The organism is Xanthomonas sp. NCPPB 3959, assembly GCF_056675575.1.
Map to the genome: position 1 here is coordinate 75,965 of NZ_JBWWVR010000001.1, position 21,970 is coordinate 97,934.

Annotated in this window: 14 protein-coding genes and 2 pseudogenes; 1 reads left to right on the forward strand and 15 read right to left on the reverse strand. The window is 64.7% G+C overall.

The annotated features are described in order from the left end of the window. Positions 1 to 170: 170 nt before the first annotated feature. From AC1KVG_RS00280 to AC1KVG_RS00345, 14 genes and pseudogenes are all read right to left on the reverse strand, one after another. A complete protein-coding gene (locus AC1KVG_RS00280) occupies positions 171 to 2,540 on the reverse strand; it encodes a methyl-accepting chemotaxis protein (RefSeq protein WP_481093152.1) in 2,370 nt (789 codons plus the stop codon). Between the two features lie 13 nt (positions 2,541 to 2,553). Then, positions 2,554 to 3,315: a transporter gene (locus AC1KVG_RS00285; RefSeq protein ID WP_115038898.1), complete on the reverse strand. Its 762-nt coding sequence runs from the start codon at positions 3,313 to 3,315 to the stop codon at positions 2,554 to 2,556. A 316-nt stretch (positions 3,316 to 3,631) separates the two neighbouring features. Then, positions 3,632 to 6,457: a methyl-accepting chemotaxis protein gene (locus AC1KVG_RS00290; protein WP_481093153.1), complete on the reverse strand. Its 2,826-nt coding sequence runs from the start codon at positions 6,455 to 6,457 to the stop codon at positions 3,632 to 3,634. A gap of 55 nt (positions 6,458 to 6,512) precedes the next feature. Continuing rightward, positions 6,513 to 8,690, reverse strand: coding sequence for a methyl-accepting chemotaxis protein (locus AC1KVG_RS00295; protein WP_481093154.1), 2,178 nt, complete (start codon positions 8,688 to 8,690; stop codon positions 6,513 to 6,515). A 349-nt stretch (positions 8,691 to 9,039) separates the two neighbouring features. Continuing rightward, the gene (locus AC1KVG_RS00300; RefSeq protein WP_255085281.1) at positions 9,040 to 9,573 is read right to left on the reverse strand and encodes a hypothetical protein; all 534 of its coding nucleotides are present in this window, start codon (positions 9,571 to 9,573) and stop codon (positions 9,040 to 9,042) included. Between the two features lie 762 nt (positions 9,574 to 10,335). Continuing rightward, positions 10,336 to 12,471: pseudogene (locus AC1KVG_RS00305) on the reverse strand (methyl-accepting chemotaxis protein); the annotation flags it as partial. Positions 12,472 to 13,216: 745 nt separating this feature from the next. Next, positions 13,217 to 15,217, reverse strand: a complete 2,001-nt coding sequence (locus AC1KVG_RS00310; RefSeq protein ID WP_006448511.1) for a chemotaxis protein CheA — start codon at positions 15,215 to 15,217, stop codon at positions 13,217 to 13,219. A 33-nt stretch (positions 15,218 to 15,250) separates the two neighbouring features. Further along, positions 15,251 to 15,616: a response regulator gene (locus AC1KVG_RS00315; RefSeq protein ID WP_002806565.1), complete on the reverse strand. Its 366-nt coding sequence runs from the start codon at positions 15,614 to 15,616 to the stop codon at positions 15,251 to 15,253. Further along, on the reverse strand, positions 15,613 to 15,921 hold the full coding sequence (locus tag AC1KVG_RS00320; RefSeq protein WP_023903904.1) for an STAS domain-containing protein: 309 nt from the start codon (positions 15,919 to 15,921) through the stop codon (positions 15,613 to 15,615). Before AC1KVG_RS00320 ends, AC1KVG_RS00315 begins: the two co-directional genes overlap by 4 nt. A gap of 103 nt (positions 15,922 to 16,024) precedes the next feature. Continuing rightward, the gene (locus AC1KVG_RS00325; protein ID WP_481093155.1) at positions 16,025 to 17,275 is read right to left on the reverse strand and encodes a chemotaxis protein CheW; all 1,251 of its coding nucleotides are present in this window, start codon (positions 17,273 to 17,275) and stop codon (positions 16,025 to 16,027) included. Continuing rightward, complete coding sequence (locus AC1KVG_RS00330) at positions 17,272 to 18,054, reverse strand: ParA family protein (RefSeq protein ID WP_317060719.1); 783 nt, start codon at positions 18,052 to 18,054, stop codon at positions 17,272 to 17,274. Before AC1KVG_RS00330 ends, AC1KVG_RS00325 begins: the two co-directional genes overlap by 4 nt. Before the next feature lies 1 nt (position 18,055). Next, complete coding sequence (motD, locus tag AC1KVG_RS00335; RefSeq protein WP_023903906.1) at positions 18,056 to 19,030, reverse strand: flagellar motor protein MotD; 975 nt, start codon at positions 19,028 to 19,030, stop codon at positions 18,056 to 18,058. 7 nt (positions 19,031 to 19,037) lie between these two features. Beyond that, positions 19,038 to 19,778 (reverse strand): flagellar motor protein, encoded by a 741-nt coding sequence (locus AC1KVG_RS00340; RefSeq protein WP_006452732.1) that lies wholly within the window; start codon positions 19,776 to 19,778, stop codon positions 19,038 to 19,040. Between the two features lie 582 nt (positions 19,779 to 20,360). Further along, positions 20,361 to 20,729, reverse strand: a complete 369-nt coding sequence (locus AC1KVG_RS00345) for a hypothetical protein (RefSeq protein WP_430544135.1) — start codon at positions 20,727 to 20,729, stop codon at positions 20,361 to 20,363. Between AC1KVG_RS00345 and AC1KVG_RS00350 the strand changes: the two genes are divergently transcribed. After that, on the forward strand, positions 20,697 to 20,996 hold the full coding sequence (locus AC1KVG_RS00350; RefSeq protein ID WP_023903908.1) for a HigA family addiction module antitoxin: 300 nt from the start codon (positions 20,697 to 20,699) through the stop codon (positions 20,994 to 20,996). The two genes, AC1KVG_RS00345 and AC1KVG_RS00350, sit on opposite strands and share 33 nt — an antisense overlap. A 134-nt stretch (positions 20,997 to 21,130) precedes the next feature. Here AC1KVG_RS00350 and AC1KVG_RS00355 read toward each other — a convergent pair. Further along, positions 21,131 to 21,832 (reverse strand): annotated as a pseudogene (locus tag AC1KVG_RS00355) (chemotaxis protein CheA); the annotation flags it as partial. Between the last annotated feature and the right edge of the window lie 138 nt (positions 21,833 to 21,970).

Here is a 21,970-nt window from a genome sequence, read left to right on the forward strand (position 1 = left end):
TGTCCAGCACGCTAGCGGCCCGGCCGGAAGATTCTTTATTCATGAAGAAGAACCGGTCATGCGGCACGCGCTGTTTCCATAGTCCAGGCTGCTGCAATACGCAGTTTCGATAGGGCAGGGCATGCGTTACGGTCGCGCGCGCAGCGCAGCGCACGCGACCGGTGCAGGGGTCAGAAGTCCTGCCACTGACTGTCGTTGCCGGCGGTTGCCGCAGGCGTACTGTTCGATCGACGTGACGAGGCCGGTGCACGCGTCGCGGTAGCGGTTGCGCGCTTGGCTGCGGCGCTGGCCGATTTTTTCGTGAGCGCGACAACGGCAATGCCGGGCGTCGTCTCCAGCGTGAAGCGCGCCACTGTCAGCGCCAGTTGCCCGGCCTGCTCTTCCATGGTGCGTGCGGCGGCGGTGGCTTCTTCCACCAGCGCGGCATTCTGCTGGGTGGCCTCGTCCATCTGGGTGATGGTGCGGTTGACCTGTTCGATGCCGGACGACTGTTCCTGCGAAGCCGCTGCAATCTCGCCCATGATGTCGGTCACGCGCTGCACGCTGGCCACGATATCGGACATGGTGGTGCCGGCCTGGTGCACCAGCAGCGAGCCTTCGGTCACCTTGCCGACCGAGTCGTCGATGAGGTGTTTGATCTCTTTTGCCGCGCCGGCCGAACGCTGCGCGAGCGTGCGCACTTCGCTGGCGACGACGGCGAATCCGCGGCCCTGTTCGCCGGCACGCGCGGCTTCCACTGCCGCGTTCAAGGCCAGGATATTGGTCTGGAAGGCGATACCGTCGATGACGCTGATGATCTCGGCGATCTTCTTGGATGACACCGCGATTGCCGACATGGTGGTCACCACGTTCGCCACCACCGCACCACCTTGCGAGGCGACACCGGCTGCGCCGATGGCCAGCTGATTGGCCTGGCGCGCGCTTTCGGCATTCTGCCTGACGGTGGAGGTGAGCTCTTCCATCGAGGCGGCGGTCTCTTCCAGATTGGCCGCTTGCTGCTCGGTGCGCTGCGACAGATCGTTGTTGCCGGCGGCAATTTCGCTGGATGCGGTATGGATGCTGCCGGCGGCCTGCTGGATGTGTCCGATCACCTGCGCCAGTTGCTCGGCGGTGCTGTTGGCATCGTCGCGCATGCTGGCGAACACGCCTTGAAAATCGCCATGCATGCGTGCACTCAAATCGCCCTCGGCCAGTGCGCTGAGCAGGCGCGAGACCTCGGCGATGCTGCCTGCATTGGCATCGAGCAAGGCATTAAGCTGCTGCGCCAACTGCAGGAAGAAGCCATGCTTGCCGGCACTGTCGATGCGCTTGGACAGGTCGCCGGCGGCCGCGCTGCGTACCACGTCGGCAACGGCGATTTCGACCTGCGCTTCGGCGCTGCGGTCGCGCCATTCGCAGACAAACCCCAGGTGTGCGCCGGCCGCGTCGCGGATCGCCGAGACATCCTGCACGATGCAGGCGGCGCGATACTGCACTTCGCGCTGCGCCGAGCCCTGGCGGTCCAGGCGTTGATAGATTTCCGCGTCCTGCGCGTTGCCCACTTCCAGCTGCGACACCGGTTGGCCGATCAATGGTGCAGCGCGGTCGAAGGCGGGCGCGCAGGCGTGGATATCGTCGGCGTAGGTGTGCAGCAAGGTCTTCAGCGCGTTGTTGGTGTAGATGATGGTCAGATCCGGATCGGCGATGTACATGCCGGTGGAGGCGTTGTCGAGCGCGGTGCGGATGCGCAGGTTTTCGGCGGCGATGCTGCGCTCGCGCTCCAATCGTTCGCGCAGATCGCGCTGCATGCGTGCCAATGCCGCCATCAGACTGCGTGCGTGTTTGGCGGCGACCGGAATCGGTTGGTCCAGGCGGCCCTCGGCGATGTGTTGTGCGGCGGCCATGGCCAGCTGCGGCTCGCCGCCGAGCAGGCCGAACACCGAGCGCAGAATCCAGCCAGCCGCCAGCGCCAGACACACGAACGCGAGCACCACCGCGCCGCCTTGTTGCCACATCACCCGCTGGCTGTAGTGCTCGGCCTGGCTGCGGTTGGCCGCGTTCAAGGCCAGGATGCGCTCGCTGATCGCGCCCATGCGGGTTTCGAGCTGGCCGAATTTATCGTTGAAATCGGCGTAGGCCGCGCCGCTGTCGGCATGCGTTTCGGCCAGCGTCATCACCTGATCGGCCGCGGCGATGTAGGCCTGCAAGGTCGGCGTCACCGCTTCCAGCTCGCTGCGCAATGCCGGATCGAGCGGCAACGTGCGGTTGGCCTCCAGCGACTGGCGAAATTCTGCTGCGTGTTCGCCCAGCGAGGTGCGTGCGGCGGCAATGGCGGCATCGTCCTGCCTGGATGCGGCAAGCAGCGCGGCAGTGACATCGCCGCGCAAGGCGTCATGCATCATGTCCGCCTGCATGTGGTTGCGCAGTGCATCGGAAGAGATCACCTGCGCGGCGATCGCCGCAAGCAAGCCGCGTTGGCCGTTGTAGCCGACGCCACCCAGGGCGAGCAGCGCCAGCGCAGCCACCAGTACCAGAATGCCCAACATGTGCATGATTTTCATTGTGCGGCCTGTTTCAGAAGCGGAAAGACAAACCCACGCCGAGTGCGTGATCCGGTGAGCGCTGGTTGAGCCCGCGGCTGTACACCGCGTCCAATTGCACATCGTTGCTCAGCAGCCAGGCCGAGCCGACATCGAGCAGTGCGACGGTGCCGCCGTTCTCGCTGCTGGCGATTTGCGGCAATGCCACTTCGACGAAGGAGCGCACGCGGTCATTCCAGGCCTTGCCGAGCACCGCGCCGAAGATGCCGGCGGTGTAGCCATGGCCTTGCCCGTCGTCGTCCCGGATCACGCCGGGCATCATGCCGGCCGAGATGCTGTCGCTGAGATCCCACTCGGCCACCAGCCGGAACGATGGCCGCGCGCCATGCCCGCGCAGGGCGCGTGCGCCGCTGGGCAGATCCACATGCAGCAGCCAGGCCAGCGAGGTCTTGCCGCTGTCGGAACTGGCCAGATGGTGTTTGATGCCGAGCGCGACATCGGACATGCCGCTGAGCTTGGCTTCGCCGGGTGCGTCGATGCGCTGCCAGCCATCGGTTTCCAGCCGCAATTCCCAGGTCTGACCCAGGCCGTAGCGGAACAAGGTGGGCGTGGCGTAGCCATCGACCGCGTCATCGCGTTCCCACGCGACGCTGGTTTCCACCTGCAGCCGGCGGTCGCCGACGGTCAGGCTGGACTCGACGAAATCGGGGCGGTCGGTGGCGATCGGATCTTCGGCGCGGGCATGGCCGACGACGCCGAACAGGATGAGGCAGCTGGCAAGAATACGTGGCTTCATGGCGACCCCTGAAACGCGCGAACATCCGGAACGCATACGTCTGCTTGCACTGTCTGACAACAGCGCGCATGCGGTGCTAGAGCGGCTGTTGCGGTGGGGCGCAGGCAGTCGATGTCCTCCTCGCTAGCGGCAACGGCGGATGAATCTTGATGCGTGGCCGATGGACGGAGCTGTAGTCGGGGAGGGCGTCTGCCACGTGCCGGCCGTGCAGCGTGCGCGCTGCCTGGATCAATCCATGCTGCGGCATGCATCCAGTTGACGAGTGCAACCGGATGTCGCTACGCACACGCGTGTGCGCATGCACCGAACGCCGGTCTCAGAATTCGTGCCACTGACTGTCGTTGCCTGCGTTGCTGGACGTCTTGCCTGCCGCGTGAGGCTGCGGCGCTGCCATGTGCTTGCGGGCTGTTGGCGCACGTTTGGGCGATGGCGCAGCGCCGACGGCCGGTTTGACGCTCGATTTGACGCTCGATGTGCCGACCGATTTGGTGGTGGATGCAACCGGCTTGGGCCTGGCTGCCTGCGTGAGCTTGAACACCGCCACCGCGTCGGTCAGCTGGCCGGCCTGTTCTTCCATTGCACGCGCGGCAGCGGTGGCTTCTTCCACCAGCGCCGCATTCTGCTGGGTGGCTTCGTCCATCTGGGTGACGGTGAGGTTGACCTGCTCGATCCCGCTGGATTGTTCCTGCGAAGCGGCCGAAATTTCGCCCATGATGTCGGTGACGCGCTGCACGCTGGCCACGATTTCACTCATGGTGGTGCCTGCCTGGTGCACCAGCGACGCGCCCTGCGCAACCTTTCTCACCGAGTCGTCGATCAGCTGTTTGATTTCTTTTGCCGCGCCGGCCGAACGCTGTGCGAGCGTGCGTACCTCGGAGGCCACCACCGCAAAACCACGGCCCTGTTCGCCGGCGCGCGCCGCTTCCACCGCCGCGTTCAAGGCCAGGATATTAGTCTGGAAGGCGATGCCGTCGATGACGCTGATGATCTCGGCGATCTTCTTGGACGAGGTCTGGATACCGGACATGGTGGTGACCACCTGCGCCACCACCGCGCCGCCATGCGAGGCGACATCGGCTGCGCCGATGGCCAGCTGGTTGGCCTGACGCGCACTTTCCGCATTCTGCTTGACGGTGGAGGTGAGTTCTTCCATCGAGGCGGCGGTTTCTTCCAGATTGGCCGCCTGTTGTTCGGTGCGTTGCGACAGATCGTTGTTGCCGGCGGCAATTTCGCTGGCGGCCGCATTGATCTGCGTGGCAGAGGTCTGGATGCCGGAAACGATCTCGGTCAACTGCGCCACGGTGGCATTGGCATCGTCGCGCATGCGCGCAAACACGCCCTGGAAGTCGCCATCCATGCGCACGCTGAGGTCGCCTTCGGCCAGCGCGCTGAGCAGGCTGGAAATACGCTCCAGTCCTTGCGCGGTGGTGTCCAGCAAACCGTTGAGCTGACGGCCGAATTCCAGATAGAAGCCGTGCTTGTCGTCCAGTGCCAGGCGCTGCCCGAAGTCGCCCATCAAGGCGGACTGCACCACTGCAGCGACTTCTTGTTGCGTGCTGACCTCGGCGCTGACATTGCGCCACAGCAACATGCTGCCGCTGCGATGGCCATCAGCCGCGTATAGCGGGGTCATGGTCAGGTCCAGCGTCACCGGACCGAAGGTGTAGCGTTCCAGGGAGGTGGACTGCAACTGCTGCAGGCGCTGCAAACGCGCCTTGCCGTCAGCGTCGGTGCCGAACACATAGTCCAGCGGTTTGCCGACCACCGCATCGGCGCTGAAGCCCTGCTGGCCCTTGGCATGAAACGCCGCTTCGCCGCATTTCAACGAGGTATGCAGCGCTTCGGTGATGAACACCGCGTTGTGCTGTTCGTCGGCGAGCAGCACTTCCATCTCCGAATGCTCCAGCGCGGTGCGGATGCGCAGGTTTTCGTTGGCGATCTGCGCCTCGCGCTCGATGCGCTGGCGCAGGTCGGTCTGCATGCGCTGCATGGCGCCCATCAGGCGGCCCACCTCATCCTGGCGCTGCGCGGCAATCTGGTTGTCCAGCTTGCCGGCGGCAATGGCACCTGCCACCTTTGCGGCGGCATCCAGCGGCCCCACCACCTGACGGCGCAACAGTGCAAACAGCGCAATGCTGAGCACCAGCGCCGAGCCCAGGCCGACCGCCAGAATGGTCCACAACAGGCGATGTGCCTGCTGCATGATCGCCGCATACGGCACCACCACACCCAGCGCAAAGCGCTCCTGTGCCTGGCCGATCTGCAACGGCACATAGGCGCTGACCGTGCCGGCTGCATCCGGCGTGAAATCCAGATAGTCCTTGCCGGCCCTGGTCGCCTCCAGCATTGCGCGATAGTCGGCGCCGTCGGCCGGCTTGCCGATCCGCGCAGCGTCACGCGAGGCCAGAATCACCCCGGCAGGCGAGATCAGCTCGACATACCCGTCGTCCATCGGACGTAGCGCACTCAGGCGTTTCTGCAGCGCGGCCAGGGCGAAATCCACCGAGACCACGCCCACATACCTGCCCTGATCCATGATGGGCGTGGACAAGGTGGTCATCAGCACCGGCTTGCCGCCGATCTGGTAATCGTAGGGGCCGGCAACGATCTGCCGGCCCAGCTCGCGGGGTTTGAGGTTCCAGTCGCCGTCGCCGGGTTTTTCGTAACCGACCAACGGTTCGCGGATCAGCGACTGCCCGTTATAGGCCCAGTAGGTCATGAAACGACCGGTGTTGTCGTGACCCTTGGCATCGACATAGTCGCCGTCCTTGCCATCGAAGGCCTGCGGTTCCCACAACGTCCCCATGCCCACCCATTCAGGATGGTTCTGCAACTGGTCGTGCACGATCGCCGCCGCCGCATCGCGGCTCACCCCACCATGGGCACGCTGCGCCAGCAAGGCGCTGGCGACCGACTGGCCGGTGGTGAACGCCTGCCCCAGCTCGTTGCCGATCTGCTCGGCCTGATAGCGTGCCGCGTTCTGCATCGTGGTCTGTGCCGAGGCGATCAACGCGCGACTGCTTTGCCAGTAGCTGATCGCCGCAGTCAGACCGAAACACAGCAAGGCAGCCACTGCGGTGCCCAGCATCAGGCGGTACGCCAGACTGCCGCCGGAGCGAGATTGCGTGGAAGACACGGTCATGGGAGTCGCTGCGAAAGAAAGGGGTGACTGCTGAAGGCGACGATGTGGATGTTGCTCAGCCGGTGGCGAGCAGGGCTCCTGCGCGTGCGTCAACGCGGCTGTGGCTGCGCTGTGCCGGAACCGCTGCGCTCACCCGGAAGCTGGACACCGCCTCATCGAGCTGCTGCGCCTGCTGCTGCATGGCATTGGCAGCGGCGGTGGCTTCTTCCACTAGCGCTGCGTTCTGCTGGGTGCTCTCGTCCATCTGGGTGACGGTGAGATTGACCTGCTCGATGCCGGCCGATTGTTCCTGCGAAGCGGCAGAGATCTCGCTCATGATGTCGGTCACGCGCTGCACCGAGGACACGATCTCGGCCATGGTCTTGCCGGCCTGATCCACCAGCGCCGAGCCCTGTGCCACCTTGCCGACCGAATCGTCGATCAGATGCTTGATCTCTTTCGCCGCGCCGGCGGAACGTTGCGCCAGCGTGCGTACTTCGCTGGCGACCACCGCAAACCCGCGGCCCTGTTCGCCGGCACGCGCCGCTTCCACTGCCGCGTTCAAGGCCAGGATATTGGTCTGGAACGCGATGCCGTCGATGACGCTGATGATTTCGGCGATCTTCTTGGACGAGGTCTGGATACCGGACATGGTGTCCACCACCTGGCTGACCACGTGTCCGCCTTGTGATGCCACCGATGCCGCACCGATCGCCAGTTGATTGGCCTGACGTGCGCTCTCGGCGTTCTGCTTGACGGTGGAGGTGAGTTCCTCCATCGAAGCGGCGGTTTCTTCCAGATTCGCAGCTTGTTGCTCGGTACGCTGCGACAGGTCGTTGTTGCCGGCAGCGATCTCGCTGGCCGATCCGGTGATGGAACTGGCCGCTTGCTGGATGCGTCCGACGATGCCGGCCAACTGGGTTGCAGTGGTGTTGGCGTCATCGCGCATGCGTGCAAACACGCCGTGGAACTGGCCGTCCATGCGCGCGGTGAGGTCGCCCTCGGCCAGCGCGGCCAGCAGCTCGGACAGCTTACCCAGGTTGCGGTCGCTGACCTCCATCATCGCGTTGAGGTCGTTGATCATGCGTGCCGAATCGTGCTTGAAGCGTGTGGCATCGCCGCGCTGGCTGAAGTCGCCATTGGCCGCAGCCTGGGCCAGGCGCTTGATCTCGGTGTTGATCGCCAGCAGGCTGGCCTTGGCCGCATCCATCGCTTCGTGCAGCACGGCACGCGTGCCGGGCAGGCGTGCGGCGTCGCGCGACAGGTCGCCCTGCGCGTATTCGTTGAGTACCCCGATCGCATCGATGATGGCGTCCAGGTGTTCGAAGATCATGGTGTTGATGCCGCCCGCCAGTTCGCCGTAGACACCGGGGAAATCGGTCGGCATGCGATGGCTGACGTCTTCGCCGGCGTGCATGTGCATCATCACCTTGGTCTGCGCGGAGAAGCGCTCCAGCGTGTGCACCATTTCGTCGGTGGCCTTGAGCATCTGGCCGATTTCATCGCTGCCGTGCTGGGCGGTGCGCACGCTCAGATCGCCACGCGCCACGCCCTTGATGGCGGCAAGCGCACGCGACACCGGCTCCAGAATCGAGTTGCCGATCAGCCAGCCCACCAGCAGATTGATCAGCACCAGCACGCCACCGGCCATGGCGACAATGCCGGTGAAGGCCAGCGCCTGCGCCTGGGTGTCGTCCAGATACACGCCGGTGCCGATCACCCAGCCCCACGGCTTGTACAGCGCCGCGTAGGAGGTCTTCTGCACCGGCTCTTTTTCGCCGGGCTTGGCCCAGGCGTAATCGACGTAGCCGCCGCCAGCTTGCGCGGCAGTGACGAATGCCGGAAAGATGCGCTTGCCGTCCGGGCTCAGCACATCGTTGAGCGGCTTGCCGTTGAGATCCGGGCGGGTGGGGTGCATCAGCATCACCGGCGCCTGGTCGGTGACGTAGATGTAATCCACACCGCCGCGTGCGCGCATCGTCGACAAGGTGGCCAGCGCTCTGCTCTTTGCGGTTGCCACATCCATCTCGCCCTTTTCGGCGCGCTCGGCGTAACCATTGACCACCGCGATCGCCATTTCGATCTGGCTCTTGAGCCCATCGCGGCGCGTGTCGGTGAGATCCACGTACTGCATGCGCGCGGCGATGACCGCCAGCGCGATGATGCCCAGCGCCACCAACGCAGTCTGGAACAGGAACTTGCGCTTGAGCGGCACGTTGGCCAGCGTGTTTGCGATCGTGGTCTTAAACGTCATGGCAGGTATCCAGTGAAAGGATGTGTGACCGGGATATGTCGGATAGCGACCCGATTGCAGAAATGTTGAGCGTTGCCCGACGGCTGGTGTGTGGGTGATTTGCAGTGCTTTTTTGAAGCCATTCTTTGAATGCCATTGCTGGTCCCGCGCCGGTACATGACCTGGCAAGTCTGCGGCGGGTTACGCGCACCGTCAGGCCGCGCAGCGCACGTCGCACGCCGACCTGGACGTCAGGTCGCGTGGATCGGCGCAGCGTGGGGGCTGGCTGGAATGGGCTTGCGGTGCCGCCACGACCGAGGAGTGGCGGGGTAGGCGTTTTGCGGATGCGCAGTAGTTTTGTTAGCCGCTCTTAGTTGCGCTGCGTGCTGCTGACGCTTGCCACGGACTGCTGCAGGTTCTGCAATTCGCTCCACAACTGGTGGCGGGTATCGCCGTCGTGGCCGAGCGACAAGGCTTGTGCGGTTTGCAGATCGCCATCGTGCAGGGCGCGATTGGCCTGACGGTGTTGCGCCAGATACTGGCCCAACTGCTGCTGCACCAGCGCAAACTGCCGTGCCTGTTCGCCCTGCGGTGCAGTGGCCTGGAAGTAACCGGCATGCCGCGCGATACGTTGACGCAGATTGCCCAGACGCTCGTCATAGGCATCGATGCGTGCGAGGTCATGCGAGGCGGCAAGCTGCGCACGCTGGTCGTCGCGCAATTGCACCAGATCGATGGCAAGCGACTGCAGCGCGCTCACCGGGACGTTGTCCAGAAGCACCGAGACCGGCGCCGCCGGTGCGGCGAACGACGGGGGCAACGACACACCGGCAGCCAGCAGCGCGACAACGAGCATGGAGCCCAGCATGTGGCGGGCAGAGCGTGTGGAATTGGCGGTGTGCATGCGGAGTTCCTTCGACGTAGCGCGGGCAAGACTGCCCTCATTGCTCTGTGTATCGGCCGCAGAAGCTTGCGCTTGATCACCTTTCGACCAACGGCAGTGTTGGGGGAATCTCAGGGGTGTTGCGATGTGGCCGGGGTGTTGCGACGTGGGGTATGTCTGCCGGTTTTTTGCCAGATAGCAAAACGCCCCGACAGGAGCGGGGCGTTTTGAGGGGCAATGACAACGTGAGCGAAGCGTCTAGTAGCTTTGACAGCATTGCGCGTGATTGGCGGTTGGTGATTGGCCGCGGCGCCTTACCCTCAGCCCAACCCCCGCTCCGCGCCCCGGCCCGCGCTTGCGGCGCGGGCGCTCCAAGGCACGCGCGCCTATGGCGCGCAAGCTGTGCCTTGTCGCCCCGGCGGGAGAGGGGCTATGAACCCTTCTCCCTGCGGGAGAAGGTGGGCGCGAAGCGCCGGATGAGGGTACGGGCGCAGCCTCGTGCACTAAAAAGCGCGTCGCTGGAACTGGCAGAGCAGTCGGTGGACAACTTAATTGGCACAGGGCTTCGCTCCGTACCCTCACCCCAACCCCTCTCCCGGCGGGAGAGGGGCTATGAACCCTTCTCCCTGCGGGAGAAGGTGGCGCGCAGCGCCGGATGAGGGTACGGGCGAAGCCTAGTGCGCTTAAAGCCTTGTGAGCAAAAGTGCTCTTTGATGCCTAAACCCGTCAGATGCCTAAACCCACGTCCTATGCCAAAGCACCGTCAGACGCTTAAACCACCACCAGACGCCGCGGGGCAGGGGTGCTCGTTGTCGAAGGCAGCGCAACGTTCGGCTGGATCTTGAAGATCGCCACCGCATCGGACAGCTCACCAGCCTGTTGTTCCATCGCACGCGCGGCGGCACTGGCTTCTTCCACCAATGCGGCATTCTGCTGGGTGGCCTCGTCCATCTGCGTCACGGTGAGGTTGACCTGTTCGATACCGGCGGATTGCTCCTGCGAGGCGGCGGAGATCTCGCCCATGATGTCGGTCACGCGCTGCACGCTGGCGACCACTTCGGTCATGGTGGTGCCGGCCTGATTCACCAGCAACGCGCCTTCGGCGACCTTGCCGACCGAATCGTCGATCAGGTGCTTGATCTCCTTGGCCGCACCAGCCGAGCGCTGGGCCAGCGTTCGCACTTCGGAGGCCACCACCGCAAAACCACGACCCTGATCGCCCGCACGCGCCGCTTCCACGGCGGCGTTCAAAGCCAGGATGTTGGTCTGGAAGGCGATGCCGTCGATCACGCTGATGATGTCGGCGATCTTCTTCGACGATGCCTCGATGTCGGCCATCGTGGCGACCACCTTGCTCACCACTTCGCCGCCTTGCGAGGCGACGCTGGCTGCGCCGATCGCCAACTGGTTGGCCTGGCGGGCGCCTTCGGCGTTCTGCCGGACAGTGGAGGTGAGTTCTTCCATCGACGCGGCGGTTTCTTCCAGGTTGGCCGCTTGTTGTTCGGTGCGCTGCGACAGGTCGTTGTTGCCAGCGGCAATGTCGCTGGCAGCGGCATTGATCGACGTGGTGGCGTGCTGGATGCGCCCGACGATGCCGGACAACTGCTCGGTGGTGGCGTTGGCATCGTCGCGCATCTGTGCGAACACACCGTGGAACTGGCCGTGCATCCGCTCGGTCAGATCGCCGGCGGCAATCGCCTGCAGCACCTTGGACAGCGCGCCCAGATTGCCGTCGGCGGTGGCCATCAGCTGGTTGAGGCTCTCCACCATCGCAAGGAAATCGTACTGGAAGCGCTGCGTATCGCCGCGCACGCTGAAGTCGCCATTGGCGGCGGCCTGCGCCAGCAATTTGATTTCGCTGTTCATCGCCAAGAGATTGCGCTTGACCGCATCCATGGTGTCGCTGAGCACGGCCTTCTCGCCAGGCAGGCGGTCCATGTCCTGGCTCATATCGCCGATCGCATAGCGCGACATGATCCGTGCAAGCTTCATCTTCACCGCAATATGCGATTCGACCAGTGCATTGGTGTCGCGCACCATGCTGCCGTATTCGCCGGGAAACGCCGCTTCGTCCATGCGGAAGCTGATCTGCCCGCTGTCGTGGCGGCGGGCCATGTCCTGCTGCGCCGCGGAGACGGCTTTGAGCTGTTCCTGCATGCCACGCATGCTGGTCAACAACTGGCCGGGTTCGTCGCCGGGCTGCGGGCCGATCGGGTTGTCCAGGTTGCCATGCGCGATCGCTTCGGCCACTTGCGTGGCTTGGGTCAATGGACGCACCAGACTGCGCGAAATCAACCATGCCAGTGCGGCGGCCAGAAACGCCGACAGCAGGCCGAAGGCGATCAGGGCGCGGTTGGCCAGCGCAACACTGCCCAGGATGGCGGCTGCACCGGCGGCGTTCTGCTGGTTCTGCAGTTCCACTGCGGCGGCAATCGCGTTGGAGCGTCGCTCCAGCAGCGGCTGTGCTTCACCGCTCAACAGCTGCTTGGCGCCGTCCAGATTGCCGTCGCGGATCATGCCGAGCAGGCGGTTGTTGGTGGCGCGGGCGGCGGTGAGGCTGTCTTCGATGGTCTGGCGTGCACGCATGCCATCTGCAGTGGTCGGTAGGCGTTTCAGCGCAGTCCACAACTCGGCGTAGTGCGCGCGATTGGCCTTGAGCTGCGCATCGATCGTGGGCTGTTGCTGCGGCGTGGCCAGCATGAAGTCGCGGATATAACGTTCGCCCAGCATATTGCTCTCGCGCATCTGGTTGAGCAGCTGCGCCTTGCGGTTATTGATCTCGATAATGATGGAGACCTGGTTCTTGACCGTCTTGAATTCGTATAACGCCAGGCTGGTGGAGCCGGCCAATAAAACGATCAACAAGGTGAAGGCCAACGCCAGGCGTCGCCCGACATTGAGCGAATGCAGAAATTTCATGGTGTTCTCGGGGAGGAGGGAGGAAAAGAGGTACAGCGGTAGCGTTCGCTGGCGGGTTTTCTTGAGCTGATGCGCGTTCTTCGATGCGTCTGCGTTCATCGTCGCTGCGGCGGGTGCGCTGCGTATGAGGCGTTGCGTTGCGTCGTGCAATGAAGGGCGGCAACGGCGGCAGTGCCAGCGTGTGGCGAGTGGGTGCGTGGTAACGACAAAGCCCCGGCATCGCTGCCAGGGCTTTGTCGTTACCGCACAACATCGGCGGCCTTCGCGGTTTGGAGCGGCTAACAAAACTACGTCACGCCAGCCTACTGCAGGCCGGCTGATCTGCTGTCTGGCTGCAGGGCCCTTGCCCGCCCACCATCGCGGGACACGCCGCAAGTACGTCCGTGTAGGCTCTTACGCGGCATCCATGCCGCGTAAGGTCCCGCGACGGTGGGCAGGCAAGGACCAGTGGAGATGGTCGGTATGCATGGTTTTAAACAATGCAACCAGCAGACTCTCTGGTGCGGTGTCCTCGCCGATCGCGGGACCGTGTGGCGGCATGGATGCCGCCACCGAGCCCCCAGGGACGGGTTCACGGCGTGTCCCGCGAGCGGTGAGGGCACCGCGCATTCGACCCACTCAGTGTTTGATCTGGACTTCTGACTGCATCCACCAAGAGACGGCCGAGAAAACCACTGCAGTCACTGACAGGCGCTCGCTAGGTTTTGTTAGCCGCTCTTAGTGCCTTCTTCTGCGGCTTTGCGTCTTACGCCGCCTGCGGCACTTTCAACGAACGCACCAGGCCACCGATGTCCACGATCAGCGAGACCCGTCCATCGCCGAGGATGGTGGCGCCGGAGACGCCCGGGATACGGCGATAGTTGTTTTCGATGTTCTTGACCACGACCTGCTGCTGGCCAAGCAATTCGTCCACTTCCAGCGCGATCTTCTGGCCGTCGCCCTCGACCACCACCACCAGCGATTCCTTGGAGGACTGTTGCCCGCCGAAACCGTAGTAATTGGTGAGCGACAGGATCGGCAGATATTCGCCACGCACCCGCAGCACCCGGCCGTCGCCGGCCATCGAGCGGACATCTTCCGGCGCCGGCTGCAGCGCTTCGAGCACGTAGGACAGCGGCAGGATCAGGGTTTCGCCGGCCACCGACACGGTCATGCCGTCCAGGATGGCCAGGGTCAGCGGCAGACGGATCAGCACGCGGGTACCGCTGCCGGCGCTGCTTTCCAGCTGCACTTCGCCACCCAGGCCCTGGATGTTGCGGCGGACCACGTCCATGCCCACGCCACGACCGGACAGATCGGTGACTGCGTCAGCGGTGGAGAAGCCCGGTGCGAAGATCAGATCCCACACCTGCGCATCGGTCGGGTTGTCCGGCACGGCAATGCCGCGTTCGGCCGCTTTTTCCAGGATCTTGGCGCGATTGAGGCCACGGCCGTCGTCGCTGACTTCGATCACGATGTGACCGCCCTGGTGCGATGCAGCCAGGGTGATGGTGCCGGTCTCGTCCTTGCCGGAGGCGCGGCGCGCATCGGGCATTTCCAGACCATGGTCGATCGAGTTGCGCACCAGGTGCACCAACGGATCGGCAATCTTTTCGATCAAGCCCTTGTCCAGTTCCGTGCTTTCGCCAATCGTGCGCAGACGCACCTGCTTGCCGAGGCGGCTGGAGAGGTCGCGCACCAGACGCGGGAAGCGGCGGAACACCGCATCGACGGGCAGCATGCGCACGCCGATGACCGCTTCCTGCAGATCGCGGGTGTTGCGTTCGAGCAGATCCAGACCGGCAAACAACTGTTCGGCATGCGCCGGGTCCAGGCCGGTGGAGACCTGCTTGAGCATGGCCTGTGTAATGACCAGTTCGCCGACCAGGTTGATCAGGGCATCGACCTTGTCGACGCTGACGCGGATGGAGCTTTCGGCTTCGGCAGCGGCGGCCTTGGCAGGCGTGGCAACGGCGGCCGCAGGTTCTGCAGCGGCGGTTGCTGCAACCGCGACGGCGGCAGTGTCGGCCGCGTCCACCGCCAGGCTAGGCGGCGGGCCGGGCACGGCCATCGGGCGGATGTCCAGCTCGCAATCGTCCACCACCCAGGCAAAGGTGTCTTCGATCTTGCTGCGCGGAATCTTGCCGATCAGGCCCAGATCCCAAGCCAGATAGGCTTCCAGCGGATCGATGTTTTCAAAGCCCGGCATGCGCTCCAGACGGGCGGCAATCTGCAGCGGGCCCAGGTGCTCGAGCTCGCGGATGATGCGCAGCGGATCGTTGCCGCTCATGAACAGCGACGGCGCCGGGGTAAAGCCGATGTGCCAGGCTTCGGGTTCTTCTTCCTTCGGCTTGGCAACGACTGCAGCTACCGGTGCTTCGCCAGCCAGCACCGCGTTCAAGCGGGTGTGCACGGCCTTGACCGCAGCCGGGTCGGCCGGGGTGCCGTGTTCGGCTTCGCGCAGCAGGGCGCGCAGTACGTCGACCGAGCCGAGCATGGCATCGACCGCATTGGGGGCGAGCTGGCGCTTGTTGGAGCGCAGTTCGTCCAGCAGCGTCTCCAGCACGTGGGTCAGGCCGGCGACGGCCTCGAAACCGAAAGTGGCAGCGCCACCCTTGATCGAGTGCGCAGCGCGGAACACCGAGTTGATGATTTCCGGGTCGCGGTTGCCCTCTTCAAGGGACAGCAGCCCGGCCTCCATCGCGTCGAGCCCTTCACGGCTTTCCTCGAAAAAGGTGGCGTGGAAACGTTGCAGGTCCATGCTCATGGGTGCGAAATCCGATGGTGAAGCGAGAGAGAATTAACCCAGAACTTTCTGGACGGTGGCGATCAGCTGTTCTGGATTGAACGGCTTGACCAGCCAGCCGGTGGCACCGGCAGCTTTGCCTTCGGATTTCTTGTCGGCCGCCGATTCGGTGGTGAGCATCAGCATCGGGGTGAACTTGTAGTCCGGCAGTTGGCGCAGTTCGCGAATCAGCGAAATGCCGTCCATGTTGGGCATGTTCACGTCGGTGACCACCGCGTTGAAGCGCTGGCCCTTCGCGCGGCCCAGCGCAACGGCGCCGTCTTCGGCTTCTTCGACGGCAAAGCCGGCAGAGGTGAGGGCGAAAGAGACCATCTGGCGCATTGACGCCGAATCGTCCACCACCAAGATACGTGCGCTCATGCGGCGTTCTCCACAGATTTCAGGTTGTCATTGGATGCGGAAAGTCCGAGCGCGTCGGTGACGCCGAGCAGACGGGCCGCATCTCTAAAAGTGTCGTTGCAGCCATCGAACTCGGTGTTCAACCCGGCCTGGCGGCGGGCCTGCACGAAGGCGCAGAGCAACTGCACGCTGGCGGTGTGGATGCGGCGGACTTCACCGGCGTCAAGCACCAGATCGCCATCCTCCGCGAGGACTGCGGCTAGCTTTTGCTTGAGGTCGGTGCTGGTCTCGATGCCGAGATCCTCACCCAATGTCACTGTGCTCATCGTTGCTCCGAACGGACGGTTCTATGCGTACTAACGGCGGGGGGCGGGAAAGCTTTAACGTTGAATCGCTGCGCGTGCATGCGCGCGTCAGCTATGCGGCGCATCAATGCAGCAGATGGCTGGCATCGAGCAGGATCATCGGCTGATGACCCAGGCGCGCGACGCCGCGGAACAGGTTGTTCGAGATGCGGCACAGGCGTGCGTTGTCCGGTGGCTCGATCTGCTGATCGGTGAGGCTGGTGACGTCTTCCACCGCCGACACGCGCAGACCCATGGTTTCGCCGTTTTCTTCCAGCACCACCACGCGGGTGTGCAGATCCATGTCCACCGCCGATGCTCCGAGATGGATACCCAGATCCATCACCGGTACCACCTGGCCACGCAGATTCATGATGCCGAGCATCGCGCTGGGGGTGCCGCGCAATGGCAGCAGCGGTACCGGCAAGACCACTTCCTGCACCTTGAGCAATTCGAGTGCATACGTCTGTTCGCCGCAGCGCAGGCGCAGCCAACGCGTACTGCGTTCGGCCGCGCGCCGTTCGGCATGGATGCGCTCGGCCTGGCCGGGCGCCAGCAGCGCCTCAAGGCCTTGCGGATAGATCGATGGCGGTGGCGCGCGGTGCGGCGCGATCGGTGCTTGCGCCGGGCGCGCCGGTGCCGGCGCGGCTGGTGCGGCAAGACCGAAGGCCGGGTCCGCATCCATCTCCGACAACAGATCGGCAGCCAGCAGATCGGCACTGGAGGCGGCGGTACCGAAGGCCGGGTCTGCGTCCATTTCGGCCATCAGATCGGCCGTGCTCATGAACGGGCTGGGCGCGGCGGTGGCGAAGGCGGGGTCGGCATCCATCTCGGCCAGGAAATCGGCGGCGATGTCTGCAGCGCTCGGCGCGGCAACGACTGGCGGTCCGAAGGCCGGGTCGGCATCCATTTCGGCGAGGAAATCGGCGGCGATGTCTGCAGCGCTCGGCGCGGCGACGACCGGCGGGCCGAAGGCCGGGTCGGCATCCATTTCGGCGAGGAAATCGGCGGCGATGTCTGCAGCGCTCGGCGCGGCGACGACCGGTGGACCGAAGGCGGGGTCGGCGTCCATTTCGGCCAGGAAATCGGCGGCAATCGCTTCGGCGCTGAGCACGGGGGCGATTGTTTCCGGCACAGCGACAGCCTGCACGGGTGGCTCTGCCAGCGCGAGGTCTGCGTCGGTGTCGGCAAGCGCCGGTGCCGCGGCGATGTCGGCAGTCGCCACCGCAGCGGTGACAGCAGCGGCAGTGACGGCAGCGGGGATCTCCACGCCGGCATCGTGCAGCAGGCCTTCCAGATAATCGTCGAGCTCACCGTTGGCGGTGTGGTTGCTCATGCGGCTTGCTCCATGGGCATCGCGTCATCGGCCAGCACCCATTCCAGCGCGCGGCGATAAGCAGACAGGCCACGGCCCTGATAGTCGCCGCCGGTGGCGGGAACGGTCAGCGCCGCAGCGTTACAGATACGGGTATCCACCGGCACCGCGTCTTCCCAGACCACGGCGCCATAGGTGGCCTGCATTTCCTTGAGGGTTTCGGTGCCGGCGCGGGTGCGGCGGTCGAACAGGGTCGGCAGGATCGACACCGGCAACGGACGGCGACGCGAGCGCTGCACCATGTCGGCGGTGCGCACCATGCTGGCCAGGCCATGCAGGGCGAGCGGCTCGGCCTGGGTCGGCACCACCACGCGGTCGCAGGCGGCCAGGGCATTGATCATCAGCAGGCCAAGGGTCGGCGGGCAGTCCAGCAGGATGTAGTCGTGTTGGCCGGCGTGGCGGGTCATGGCGTTCTGCAGGGCCAGGCCCAGACCGGGCTGATTGGCGCTGCGACGTTCCAGCGTGGCCAGTGCCGCTTGTGCGCACACATAGGACAGGCCGGGGATGCTGCTTTCGTGCAACAGGCTGGCCAGATCGCTCGGCGGGGTGCCGAACAGGTCCAGTACCCCGCGCGGCGGCGGGTCCACCGCCACGCCGAACGCGCGGGTGAGCGAGGAGTGCGGATCGAGATCGACCAACAGCACCCGGTGGCCGAGCGCGGCCAGGCCGCGACCCAGTGCCAGCGTCGTGGTGGTCTTGCCCACGCCGCCCTTTTGGTTGGCGATTGCCCAGATACGCATCTCACTGCACTCCTTGAATTACGGCGGGGACGGAACTTGTGCCGCTTTCGGTGGTGACGGCCGTTTGGCCGCCGTCAGACTTGGGAAGCTTCGGCGCCCCGGCGGCGGTCGCATGCATCTGCGATGGCGGATCGGGTGCGAGTGAGCCAGCCGAATCAGCGAGGATGATCAACACCACGCGCCGGTTCGCATTCCGTCCCGCCTCAGTGCTGTTATCGGCACGTGCGCGGAATTCTCCATAGCCCACCATCGCCAATCGCTGCGGGGCGACACCGTCGTCGGCAAACAGGTGCACCACGCTGGCGGCACGCGCGGCCGAGAGTTCCCAGTTGGAGGGAAACTGCGCGGTGGCGATTGGCTGGTTATCGGTATAGCCCTCCACGCGCACGCCGTTGGGCGCATCGCGCAGCACCGAGGCAAGGGTGGACAGCGTGTCGCGGGCGGTGCCGGCCAATGCCGCCGAGCCGGTGCCGAACAAAATGTCGCTGTTGATCTCCACTTCGATCCACAGATCGTTGCGGCGGATGGTGATGAGTTTCTTGTCGATCAGCGGCGCCAGCGTCTTGCTCAGCTGCGCGGCCACCGCGTCCATCTGCCGCTGTGCACGCGCCAGTTGCGCCTGGTTGCGCAGCGACACCGGCATGCGCATCTGCGCGGCCATCGATGGCAGCAGGGTGGGGTCGGTGGGGCCGTTGGAGGCGGCCATCGGTGCGCCGGCCTTGATCACCGAGGGGCGGTCGTAATCGGCGCCCAAGGTCTGGGTCTTGCCGATCTGCACCGGGCTGGCCGCATTGGACGAGCCACCGAACGCAGTGGTCAGCGCCTGCGCCATGACCTTGTACTTGCCCTCGTTGAGCGAGGAGATGGCGTACATCACTACGAAGAACGCCAGCAGCAGCGTCATCAGATCGGCATACGGAATCGCCCACGCTTCGTGGTTGCCATGTTCTTCGTGATGTTTGCGACGGCGGGCCATGACGGGCTTAATGCAAGTATCCGGCCAATTTCGATTCGATGTTGCGCGGGTTCTCGCCCTGGGCGATCGCAATCAGCCCTTCGATCGCCATTTCGCGCTCGTTGGTGCTGCAATGGATGACGCTCTTGAGCTTGGCGGCGACCGGGAGAAACAGCAGATTGGCCGAGGCGATGCCATAGATGGTGGCGGTGAACGCAGCCGCGATGCCGTGCCCGAGCATGGCCGGGTCGGCCAGATTCTTCATCACCGCCATCAGGCCCAGCACCGCGCCGATGATGCCCAGCGTGGGTGCGTAGATGCCCATGCCTTCGAACACCTTGGCGGCGGCAAGATCCTGACGCTCCTGGTTGTCCACTTCGATCTCGAGCATATGCCGCATGGATTCGGGCTCCACGCCATCGACCAGCATCTGCAAGCCTTTGCGCAGAAACGCGTCGTCCTGGCGCGGGAGCTGGTCTTCCAGGCCCAGCAAGCCCTGGCGGCGGGCGATGTTGCTCCATTCGACGATGCGCGCCAGCAGCTGCGGGCGGTCGCTGGCGGGCGGCTGGATCACCCAGCGCAGGATCTTGAAGGCGCGCCGGAAAACTGCCGGGGAGGTGTGCAGCAAAATCGCCGCCACGGTGCCGACGATCACGATCAGGAAGGCAGCCGGCGACCACAGCGACGAAATCCCGGCGCCTTTCAACACGCTACCGCCCACGATCGCCACGATCGCGAGCAGCAGTCCGATAATGCTGAGTCTGTCCATGCAAGCGGTATCGGCCCAGGCGCGGCGGACTTGATAGGCGCGCTTGGTTGAAGCGCCAGAAAGTTGTCGTTTTGGGCTGAAGGCCCATTTCCTGCTGGCTTAAAGCCCCTCTCCCGCCGGGTCGAGAAGGCACAGCTTGCGCGCCATGGGCGCGCGTGCCTTGGAGCGCCCGCGCCGCAAGCGCGGGCCGGGGCGCGGAGCGGGGGTTGGGGTGAGGGTACGGTTTTTCAGGGTACGACCAGGCCCTCGCCTGCTAGTCGCCGGCTTCGGTAAGCGGCGGCAGCCCGGCCGGGGATCGGCTCCTCGGCTCGGTCAGACATCCTGTCTGACTCGCCGCGCGGCACATCCTCGTGCCGCTCTCCGCCAATCCCCGGCCACGCTACCGCCTCAGTACGTTGTTGCTGTGACTTCGAAAAGGCATGAACGCGGTGATGAAGAAGTTGCTTGAAGCCCATCTCCCGTCGGGCGAGAAGGCACGATTTGCGCTCCATTGGCGCGCGTGCCTCGAAGCGACCGCGCCGTAAGCGCGGGCCGGGCCGGGGCGCGAGGATTGGGGTGAGGGTATGGATCACCCTTGCGTTATTACGCGATGCGTAATATATTCCGTCTGACGTAATGAGGGTGATCAGGATGATCCAGTCGTTTCGATGCAAGCACACACGCGCCTTGTTCGAAGGCGCTAGCCCGCGGCAATTCCGGTCCATGCAGGCAGCGGCCGAACGGAAGCTGCAATTGCTGGATTCGGCGCAGACGCTGGAGTTCTTGCGCAGCCCGCCGGGCAATCGGCTTGAGCTGTTGGCGGGTACGCGTGCAGGTCAGCACAGCATCCGCATCAATGACCAATGGCGTGTGTGCTTTGTCTGGACTGACGCCGGCCCCGAGCACGTTGAGATTGTCGATTACCACTGAGGTGTTGCCATGCGACTCACCAACAAACTGCGCGCCATCCATCCTGGCGAAATCCTGCGGGAAGATTTCATGCTGCCGCTGGGGCTGACCATCAACGGCCTGGCGCGGGCGCTGGATGTACCGGCAACGCGCATCCACAGCATCGTGCATGGCGAGCGTGCCATCAGCGCCGATACCGCAGCGCGGCTTGCACGCCACTTCGGTGGCGATGCGGCGTCCTGGCTCGCGCTGCAGGCCACGTATGAACTCAAGACCTTGCCCAACCGCAGCGAGATCGAGCGCAACGTGCAGCCGCGTGTGGCGGCCTAGGTTCTCGGCGAGGCGACGCGTGGAAACGACAAAGGCCGCAATACGCAGCCGTTGTCATCAACATCATGCGACCAGGATCGTAATGCCGATTCCCGATTCCCGATTCCCGATTCCCGAATCCCGAATCCCCAAAATCAATGATCGCTGGAGCGCAATCCGTCCACATCCAGGATCAGCGCCATGCGGCCGTCGCCGATCAGGGTGGCACCGGCATAGCCGGGTAGGCCGCGCAGGGCGCGCGGTAGTGGTTTGATCACCACTTCCTCGCGGCCGCGGACCTGATCCACCACCAGGCCGAAGCGGGTTTCGCCGGCCTGCAGCAGCACCACGGTCAGCAGCGGCGGTTGCTCGGCGGGCACGCCCAGCCAGCGGCGCAGATCGATCAGTGGCAGGGTGTGCGAGCGACGGTCCAGGACGGCGCGGTCGTCGAACCAGCCCAGCGAGGTCTGCGGGGCGTGCAGCACCTCCACCACGCGGGCCAGCGGTAGTGCATAGACCGCTTCGCCGGCCTGCACCAGCAGGATCGCCAGGGTCAGCGGCACGCGGATCATGAAGCGGCTGCCGCGGCCCAGTTCGGACTGGATCTGGATCTGCCCGCTGAGTTCGCGGATGCGCGATTGCACTACGTCCATGCCCACGCCACGGCCGGAGATGTCGGTGACTTCGGCCTTGGTCGAAAAGCCCGGCATGAAGATCAGATGCAGGCATTCGTCGGTGCTCAGCCGGGCGGCGGCTTCGGCGTCGATCAGGCCCTTGTTGCGGGCGATTTCGCGCAGGCGCTCGGGGTCGATGCCGGCGCCGTCGTCCTGGATTTCGATGCTGACGTAGTCGCCTTCGATCGCCACGATCGCCAGCACCAGTCCGATGATGCTCAATCTGTCTATGCAAGCGGTATCGGCCCAGGCGCGGCGGACTTGATAGAGCCAGATGGTTGAGAGCGCCAGAAAGTTGTCGTTTTGCGGCATGGGCCGCTT

Excerpts from the sequence above, each read along its gene's own strand:
- AC1KVG_RS00280 (WP_481093152.1), bottom strand. The coding sequence starts at position 2,540 with ATGAAAATCATGCACATGTTGGGCATTCTGGTACTGGTGGCTGCGCTG.
- AC1KVG_RS00340 (WP_006452732.1), bottom strand. The coding sequence starts at position 19,778 with ATGGACAGACTCAGCATTATCGGACTGCTGCTCGCGATCGTGGCGATC.
- motD (WP_023903906.1), bottom strand. The coding sequence starts at position 19,030 with ATGGCCCGCCGTCGCAAACATCACGAAGAACATGGCAACCACGAAGCG.
- AC1KVG_RS00300 (WP_255085281.1), bottom strand. The coding sequence starts at position 9,573 with ATGCACACCGCCAATTCCACACGCTCTGCCCGCCACATGCTGGGCTCC.
- AC1KVG_RS00285 (WP_115038898.1), bottom strand. The coding sequence starts at position 3,315 with ATGAAGCCACGTATTCTTGCCAGCTGCCTCATCCTGTTCGGCGTCGTC.
- AC1KVG_RS00350 (WP_023903908.1), top strand. The coding sequence starts at position 20,697 with ATGCGACTCACCAACAAACTGCGCGCCATCCATCCTGGCGAAATCCTG.
- AC1KVG_RS00295 (WP_481093154.1), bottom strand. The coding sequence starts at position 8,690 with ATGACGTTTAAGACCACGATCGCAAACACGCTGGCCAACGTGCCGCTC.
- AC1KVG_RS00315 (WP_002806565.1), bottom strand. The coding sequence starts at position 15,616 with ATGAGCGCACGTATCTTGGTGGTGGACGATTCGGCGTCAATGCGCCAG.
- AC1KVG_RS00290 (WP_481093153.1), bottom strand. The coding sequence starts at position 6,457 with ATGACCGTGTCTTCCACGCAATCTCGCTCCGGCGGCAGTCTGGCGTAC.
- AC1KVG_RS00330 (WP_317060719.1), bottom strand. The coding sequence starts at position 18,054 with ATGCGTATCTGGGCAATCGCCAACCAAAAGGGCGGCGTGGGCAAGACC.
- AC1KVG_RS00325 (WP_481093155.1), bottom strand. The coding sequence starts at position 17,275 with ATGAGCAACCACACCGCCAACGGTGAGCTCGACGATTATCTGGAAGGC.
- AC1KVG_RS00320 (WP_023903904.1), bottom strand. The coding sequence starts at position 15,921 with ATGAGCACAGTGACATTGGGTGAGGATCTCGGCATCGAGACCAGCACC.
- AC1KVG_RS00310 (WP_006448511.1), bottom strand. The coding sequence starts at position 15,217 with ATGAGCATGGACCTGCAACGTTTCCACGCCACCTTTTTCGAGGAAAGC.
- AC1KVG_RS00345 (WP_430544135.1), bottom strand. The coding sequence starts at position 20,729 with ATGGATGGCGCGCAGTTTGTTGGTGAGTCGCATGGCAACACCTCAGTG.